Consider the following 7,874-nt stretch of genomic DNA (forward strand, 5'->3'; position numbering starts at 1 on the left):
CATGCCTGCGAACTTCGGAAGCGGATCGCTAGACGCGCCCTGGCTCAGATCCGGTCCAACCGCCCGCGTGCTCGAATTGCTCAACCGCCACGATGAGGAAGCGCGCGTGGTCGGCGGCGCGGTCCGCAATGCGCTGTTGAAGCTTCCGACCGGCGATATCGATATCGCGACCACCGCGCTGCCGGCCGAAGTTGTCCGCCGCGCCAGGGCCGCCGGCATCAAGAGCGTGCCGACCGGCATCGAACATGGCACCGTGACGCTGGTGATCGATGCGCAGCCGTTCGAGGTCACCACCTTGCGCGAAGACATCGAGACCTTCGGCCGCAAGGCCAAGGTCGCGTTCGGCCGCGACTGGGCCCGCGATGCAGAACGTCGCGACTTCACCGTCAACGGCCTGTCCGTTGGCGCCGATGGCGTCGTGCACGATTACGTCGGCGGACTTGACGACATCAAGGCTCGCCGCGTCCGCTTCATCGGCGATCCGGACCGGCGTATTGCCGAAGATTACCTGCGCATCCTCAGGTTCTTCCGCATTCACGCCGCCTATGGTTCAGGCGAGCCCGATCGCGCCGGATACCTCGCCTGCATTCGCGGGCGGTCGGGGCTGGCGAGCCTGTCGGCGGAACGGCTGCGGATGGAAATATTGAAACTGATGGTCGCGCAGGGTGCGGCCGGCGCGGTCGCAGCGATGGCGGACGGCGGGTTGCTGCTGCCGATTTTCGGCGGCGTGGCGTATACCGGCCCGTTTACCGCGATGATAGCGGCCGAGCGCCGGCTTGGACTTGAAGCCGACGCGGCTCGCCGGCTCGGCGCGCTCGCCGTCGCGGTCACCGAGGATGCCCGGCGCGTGGCGATGCGTCTACGGCTCACCAATGTCGAAACCAGGGCGCTCGACTCCATGGGCCATCGCTGGTGGCGGCTCGCCGGCATGGATGAGGCGGCGGCGCGGCGGCGGCTTTACCGGCTCGGCGCGGATCGCTACCGCGACCGGCTGATGCTGGCATGGGCGCGGGCGGGCGGGGATGACGCTTCCGCGCGGTGGCAGCAATTCGCCACCCTGCCGGAACGCTGGACCGCGCCGAAATTTCCGTTGAAGGCGGCCGATTTCATCGCGCGCGGGATTGCCGAAGGCCCGCTGCTCGGACAAGTCCTGGCATCAGCCGAGGACGCATGGCTCGCGGCGGATTTTCCGCTGGATGAACCCGCTTTGGCAGTCATTGCCGACCAGACCGTAGCCCGTTTTACCCGCGATAACAGGTTGTGAATATCATTGCCGGCTTCGCCGACATCTCCCTGTTGCAACTCCTGCTGGTTGCCTGCGTCGCCTTCCTGGCCTCGGTGCTCGGGGGTCTGGCGGGCTACGGCACCGGCGCGCTGATGCCGCTGGTTCTGGTGCCGCTGATCGGCGCCGAACCGGTGGTGCCGATCATCGCCATCTCCTCGATCTTCACCAACCTCAGCCGCTTTGTCGCCTATCTCCGCTACGCCGACCGCCGCCGCGCGCTGATCGTGATTGGCGCGGGAGCGCTGACCACGGCACTTGGCGCTTACGGCTATACGAGACTGACCAATGCCGGCGCTGCCGTGGTGATCGGCGTCATGCTGATATCGAGCGTGCCGCTGCGGCGCCTGTTCAGACGCCGCGATGTCAGGATCGGCGACGCCGGGCTCGGCGTTGGCGCGGTGGGCTATGGCGTCGTGGTGGGCGGCACGTCGGGCTCCGGCGTGATCCTGCTGTCGCTATTGATGGCGGTGGGTCTCGAGGGTGCGGCCGTGATCGCCACTGACGCCGTCATCTCGCTGGCGACCGGTGTCATCAAGATTTCCGTGTTCGGACTGGCCGGGGCCGTGACCGCCCAGGTCTTCGCCTTCGCGCTCTTGATCGGTGCGGTGTCGCTGCCGGGGGCTTTTCTCGCCAGGACATTCGTCGAGCGGATACCGGTGCACATCCATACCGCGATCCTCGATGTCGCCGTGGTCGTGGGCGGCCTGGTCATGATTTCATCGGCGGCGCGGCATTGGATATGATTTGTCATTGCCGGACTTGATCCGGCAATCCATCCCCAATTCACAAAGTCGTTTTATGAAGATTGATGGATGCCCGGATCAAGTCCGGGCATGACAAACTAGAACTACGGCCATTTCACTTCCGGCGGCATCGACGACAGGATCGAATCGACGTTGCCGCCGGTTTTCAGGCCGAAGGTCGTGCCGCGGTCATAAAGCAGGTTGAATTCGACGTAGCGGCCGCGGCGCACCAGTTGCTCTTCGCGATCCCCTGAAGTCCAGGGCGTATTGAAATTCCTTCGCACCAGTTCGGGATAGATTTCCAGGAATGCGCGGCCGACGTCCTGCGTGAATGCGAAATCGGCTTCCCAATTGCCGGAATCGTGGTGGTCGTAGAAGATGCCGCCGATGCCGCGGGCTTCCTTGCGATGCGGCAGATAGAAATAGTCGTCGCACCACTTCTTGTATTTGGCGTAGCTCGCGACGGAGGCGTGAGCGTCGCAGGCCGCCCGCATCGCGGCATGAAAGGCAAGCGTGTCCGGGTCTTGTTGGCTCCGCCGCCGCTCGAGCACCGGAGTGAGGTCGGCGCCACCGCCGAACCATGATTTGGTGGTGACCACGTAACGGGTGTTCATATGCACCGCGGGAACGTGCGGGTTGCGCATATGCGCGATCAGCGAAATGCCCGAGGTCCAGAATCGCGGGTCTTGGTCCGCGCCTTGAACCTGCGAGCGGAAATCGGGACTGAATTCGCCTGATACCGTCGAGCAATGCACGCCGACCTTTTCGAACAGCCGCCCGTGCATCATCGACATCACCCCGCCGCCGCCGGGCTCGCCGCTATAGTCGGTGCGCTCCCAGGGTGTGCGCAGGAAGCGTCCCGCGCCGCCGGGATAGAGCGAGGCAGGCGCGGCGTCTTCCAGTCCCTCGAAGGCCGCGCAGATCTGATCGCGCAAGGTTTCGAACCAGGCCCGCGCGCGCGCTTTGCGATTTTCGATCACGGAGATGTCCATCGGCGGTTGTCTAACCCTGTGGGCCCATGTCCTGGAGGCCCATGTCCTTTAGGCCCGTGTCCTGTAAGCTCTTGGCGGAGCCGGTTTGCCGCAACGCTTCACCTAACGCCATCGCCGCGGCCATCGCGACGTTGAGCGAGCGCAGGCCGGGCTTGATCGGGATCACCAGCCGGGCGTCGGCGGCGGTGGCGACCTCGTCGGGAACACCCGCGGATTCACGCCCGAACAGCAGGACGTCGGCTGCTTGGTAGCGATAGTCCAGATAGGGGCTGGTGCCCCTGGTCGTGAACAGGATCAGCCGGCAACCCCCGTCGTTACGCCATTGCTCGAATTTTGACCACGAGTCGTGCCGCATGATGGCGACCTGGTCGAGATAGTCCATGCCCGCCCGGCGGAAGTGCCGGTCGGACACCGGAAAACCGGCAGGTTCGATGATATGGGCCGTCACATCGAGGCATGCGCACAGACGCAGAATCGTCCCGGTGTTCTGGGGAATGTCGGGTTGGAAAAGCGCAATCTGCATTGTATGACGGCCCTTGGGGTGTCCCCATGAAATGTCTGAATAATCGCCGCTTCGCGCGGATTTAGTGCATTGCACCTTTGCGAGCCGATAGCGGGCTTGCGCTCTCCCGGCAAGGGTGCCAATAGAACGATTCTGGACTGCTTGTTCCGCACCGTTTTGGCCGGGAGAAGCGATCTTTCTGCCGCCGCGGGGATCGCGGGCGCCGGCAGCCTCTCGCGGGTTACGTTTCACGGCGTCACCGGAGCGGTTCCACCGGCTGCAGATGAGAAAGGGCTTGGAATCGTGACGACAGCGTCTTCGGCGGATCACCCGACACGCCGTGATTTCCTTTTTGTTGCAACAGGAGCGGCCGCCGCGGTCGGTGGAGTGGCCACGCTCTGGCCGTTCATTTCCCAGATGAATCCGGACGCCTCGACGATCGCGGCCGGTGCGCCGATTGAAGTCGATCTGACGCCGATCGCCCAGGGACAGGACATCAAGGTGTTCTGGCGCGGCAAGCCGATCTACATCATGAACCGCACCAAGAAGCAGGTCGACGAGGCCCGCGCAGTGCCGGTCGCAAGCCTGCCCGACCCGGCGACCGATCAGTCCCGGGTCAAGGAGGGTCACGACCAGTGGCTCGTCGTGATCGGCATCTGCACCCATCTCGGCTGCATCCCGATCGCCCATGAGGGCAACTACGACGGCTTCTTCTGCCCCTGCCACGGTTCGCAATACGATTCCTCCGGCCGCATCCGCCAGGGACCGGCGCCTGCCAACCTCGCGGTACCGCCGTATCAATTCGTTTCCGACAGCAAAATCCAGATTGGCTGAGCCCCGGATCCGACATCCGAGACCTCAAGCCGGTCACGTCTCACTTCCCTAGGGATCGCATCATGAGCGGACCATCCGACTTCCAGCCGACCAATCCCGTCTTGAAATGGATTGAACGGCGTCTCCCGATTTTGGGTCTCGTCCACTCCTCGTTCGTGGCCTATCCGACGCCGCGCAACCTGAACTACTGGTGGACCTTCGGCGCCATCCTGTCGATCATGCTGGCCTTGCAGATCGTGACCGGCGTGATCCTGGCGATGCATTACACGCCGGAAGCCACCATGGCCTTCAAGTCGGTCGAAAGCATCGTCCGCGACGTGAATTACGGCTGGCTGCTGCGCAACATGCACGCCAGCGGCGCCTCGATGTTCTTTCTGGCGGTCTACATCCACATGTTCCGCGGCCTGTATTACGGGTCGTACAAGGAGCCGCGCGAAATCCTGTGGATCCTCGGCGTCATCATCTACCTGCTGATGATGGCGACCGGTTTCATGGGCTACGTGCTGCCGTGGGGCCAGATGAGCTTCTGGGGCGCCACCGTCATCACCAACCTGTTCTCCGCCATTCCCTATTTCGGCGAGAGCATCGTGACCCTGCTGTGGGGCGGCTATTCCATCGGCAATCCGACGCTGAACCGGTTCTTCTCGCTGCATTACCTGCTGCCGTTCGTGATCGCCGGCGTGGTGTTGCTGCATGTGTGGGCGCTGCATGTCGCGGGCCAGAACAATCCGGCCGGCGTTGAGCCGAAGACCGAAAAAGACACCGTGCCGTTCACGCCCTACGCCACCATCAAGGATGCGTTCGGCGTCTCCTGCTTCATGCTGTTCTTCGCCTGGTTCATCTTCTACATGCCGAACTATCTGGGCGACGCCGACAACTACATTCCGGCCAATCCCGGCGTGACCCCGGCGCATATCGTGCCGGAATGGTACTATCTGCCGTTCTACGCCATCCTGCGCTCGATCCCGAACAAGCTCGCCGGCGTCACCGCGATGTTCTCGGCGATCCTGGTGCTGGTGTTCCTGCCCTGGCTCGATACCGCGAAAACCAGGTCGTCCAGGTATCGTCCGCTGGCCAAGCAGTTCTTCTGGATCTTCGTCGTGGTCTGCGTGCTGCTCGGCTATCTCGGCGCGCAACCGCCGGAAGGCATCTATGTGATCGCCGGGCGCGTCCTGACCTTCTGTTATTTCGCCTATTTCCTCATCCTGCTGCCGTTGTTGAGCCGGGTCGAAACGCCGCGTCCGTTGCCGAATTCGATCGCCGACGACGTGCTGGCGAAAACCGGAGGCAAGTCGGCGCCGATGGTCTCGACCGTGATCATGCTCGCGGTCGCGGGCACGCTGGTCGCCGGAAGCGTGCAGAATGCCCGGGCCGAGGAGCAGGAAGCACCGCCATCGCAGAAATGGTCGTTCTCCGGTCCGCTCGGCAAGTTCGATCGCGGATCGCTGCAGCGGGGCTTGAAGGTCTACAAGGAAGTCTGCTCGGCATGCCACAGCCTGGATTACATCGCGTTCCGCAATCTGGCCGACCCCGGCGGTCCCGGCTATTCGGAAGCGCAGGCGGCGGCATTCGCCTCCGACTACAAGATCAAGGACGGCCCCAACGATCAGGGCGAGATGTTCGACCGGCCCGGCCGGTCCGCCGATTACTTCCCCGCGGCATTCCCCAACGAGCAGGCCGCGCGCGCCGCCAATGGCGGCGCGTTGCCGCCCGACCTGTCGCTGATCGCCAAGGCGCGCTCCTACGAACGCGGCTTCCCGAGATTCGTGTTCGACTTTTTCACGCAATTCCAGGAGCAGGGTCCGAACTACGTCAGCGCGATTTTGCTGGGTTTCGAGGAAAAGCCACCGGCGGGCGTCACCATTCCCGAAGGCTCCTACTACAACAAATATTTCCCCGGCCATTCCATGAAGATGCCGAAGCCGCTGAGCGACGGCCAGGTCACCTTCGACGACGGCTCGCCGGCGACCGTGGCGCAATATGCCCATGACGTTGCGACTTTCCTGATGTGGACCGCCGAGCCTCACATGGAAGCGCGCAAGCGGCTGGGGCTACAGGTGTTCGTGTTCCTGATCCTGTTCACGGGCCTGATGTACTTCACCAAGAAGAAAGTCTGGGCCGACGCGCACTGAGCCCTTGGCATCATAATGTGAATTCGAAGAAGCCCCTGTAGGGGCTTTTTTGTTGGGGGCCGTGATTGCATCCTGCCTCCGCAGCGGACAAAATAGCCGCCGATCGGCTATCTCAGAAATCACCGGGAGGAACCCATGGGCACCACCATCTCGTTCAAGCGTCCGGACGGCAAGGACTCCAGCGGTTATCTCGCCAACGCCGCCCGCGGCAACGCGCCGGGCGTGGTCGTGATCCAGGAATGGTGGGGGCTGTCGGAGCAGATCAAGGGGCTGTGCGACCGCTTCGCGGTGGCCGGCTTCGATGCGCTGGCGCCCGATCTCTACAAGGGCAAGGTGGTGCCCTATCACGACACCGACGCGGCCGGCAAAGAGATGAACTCGCTGGATTTCATGGACGCGACCACGCAGACCGTGCGTGGCGCCGCGCTTTATCTCGGCAAGAACGGCGCCAAGGTCGGCCTGACCGGCTTCTGCCTCGGCGGCGCCGTCACCATCATCGGCGCTACCAAGATCCCCGAACTGACCGCGGGCGTGGTGTTCTACGGCATTCCGCCGGAGCAGGCGGCCAAACCCGCCGACGTGAAGATTCCGCTGCAGGCCCATTTCGCCAACAAGGACGACTGGTGCACGCCGCAACTGGTCGATGGTTTCGAGAAGGCCATGAAAGCCGCCGGCAAGTCGCTCGAACTGTTCCGCTATGACGCCGAGCATGCCTTCGTCAACGAGCAGCGCCAATCGGTGCACGACCGTGCCGCCGCCGAACTCGCCTGGGGCCGCGCGACGGAGTTCTTCAAGAAGCATTTGGGGTGATTTGCCACTTCCGTCGTCCCGGCCTCCGGGACGACGGCGTTGTTAGAGACTCGCCATCAACCGGCGCCGCTCACCCCGTCCCACCACGGACATGTCCCCGGCATCAGTCTGTAATTGCCTTCCATGACCTGGACCGGCGCACGCAGGCCCGAGGCCGCCGCCTGCATTCGCATCTCGCGCGCCACTTCGCGGTCTGCGGGCGGCAGCCAGACCCGCTCATGCCCCCACAGGCTCGGGCCGTGATGCATCTCAACCGGTTGCCATGCCGTCGGATCGATCTCACGGCCGCCCCAGCCGCATTCGAACATGAACGACGACGGCGTTTTGGCGTAAAACGAAGTCATGAGGTCGTTGGTGTGACGGCCGAGCGTGACGCTGACGCGCTCCTGCTGGCTCAAGGCGATGTCGTAGCACTGGCCGACATCGTCGAGCGAGAACAGTTCGACCATCAGGTGATGCATGCCGTTCTTGCCGGTCTCGATCAGCGCCAGCGAATGATGCCGCGCGTTGACATGAAAGAAATAGGCGCGGAACGGCTTCAGGATGTAGTCGGAGAGCCCGAAGCCGAGCACGTCG

At 63.6% G+C, this 7,874-nt stretch carries 8 protein-coding genes; 5 read left to right on the forward strand and 3 right to left on the reverse strand.

Features of this window, described 5'->3' with window-relative positions:
• Position 1 precedes the first annotated feature (1 nt).
• Positions 2 to 1,264 carry a CCA tRNA nucleotidyltransferase gene (locus tag E7813_RS15860; RefSeq protein ID WP_291575426.1) on the forward strand — a complete coding sequence of 421 codons (1,263 nt, stop codon included), beginning with the start codon at positions 2 to 4 and terminating at the stop codon, positions 1,262 to 1,264.
• On the forward strand, positions 1,261 to 2,028 hold the full coding sequence (locus tag E7813_RS15865) for a sulfite exporter TauE/SafE family protein (RefSeq protein WP_291575427.1): 768 nt from the start codon (positions 1,261 to 1,263) through the stop codon (positions 2,026 to 2,028). The genes E7813_RS15860 and E7813_RS15865 overlap by 4 nt, the downstream gene beginning before the upstream one ends.
• 104 nt (positions 2,029 to 2,132) lie before the next feature.
• Here E7813_RS15865 and hemF read toward each other — a convergent pair whose 3' ends face one another.
• Together hemF and E7813_RS15875 are read right to left on the reverse strand one after the other, a co-directional pair.
• Entirely contained in the window at positions 2,133 to 3,020 is an 888-nt protein-coding gene (gene hemF, locus E7813_RS15870) for an oxygen-dependent coproporphyrinogen oxidase (protein WP_291575428.1), read from the reverse strand.
• 10 nt (positions 3,021 to 3,030) lie between these two features.
• Positions 3,031 to 3,543 carry a tRNA (cytidine(34)-2'-O)-methyltransferase gene (locus E7813_RS15875; protein ID WP_291575429.1) on the reverse strand — a complete coding sequence of 171 codons (513 nt, stop codon included), beginning with the start codon at positions 3,541 to 3,543 and terminating at the stop codon, positions 3,031 to 3,033.
• 282 nt (positions 3,544 to 3,825) lie between these two features.
• Between E7813_RS15875 and petA the strand changes: the two genes are divergently transcribed.
• From petA to E7813_RS15890, 3 genes are all read left to right on the forward strand, one after another.
• Complete coding sequence (petA, locus tag E7813_RS15880) at positions 3,826 to 4,356, forward strand: ubiquinol-cytochrome c reductase iron-sulfur subunit (RefSeq protein ID WP_291575431.1); 531 nt, start codon at positions 3,826 to 3,828, stop codon at positions 4,354 to 4,356.
• 62 nt (positions 4,357 to 4,418) lie between these two features.
• Positions 4,419 to 6,488: a cytochrome c1 gene (locus tag E7813_RS15885; RefSeq protein ID WP_291575433.1), complete on the forward strand. Its 2,070-nt coding sequence runs from the start codon at positions 4,419 to 4,421 to the stop codon at positions 6,486 to 6,488.
• Between the two features lie 135 nt (positions 6,489 to 6,623).
• Complete coding sequence (locus tag E7813_RS15890) at positions 6,624 to 7,298, forward strand: dienelactone hydrolase family protein (protein WP_291575434.1); 675 nt, start codon at positions 6,624 to 6,626, stop codon at positions 7,296 to 7,298.
• Between the two features lie 56 nt (positions 7,299 to 7,354).
• On the opposite strand, the gene E7813_RS15895 is transcribed toward E7813_RS15890, so the two are convergent.
• The coding region (locus E7813_RS15895) for a VOC family protein (protein WP_291575436.1) at positions 7,355 to 7,874 on the reverse strand (520 nt) is incomplete at its 5' end.

Origin of the sequence: Bradyrhizobium sp. (assembly GCF_004799405.1) — a bacterium.
Taxonomy (GTDB): domain Bacteria; phylum Pseudomonadota; class Alphaproteobacteria; order Rhizobiales; family Xanthobacteraceae; genus Bradyrhizobium.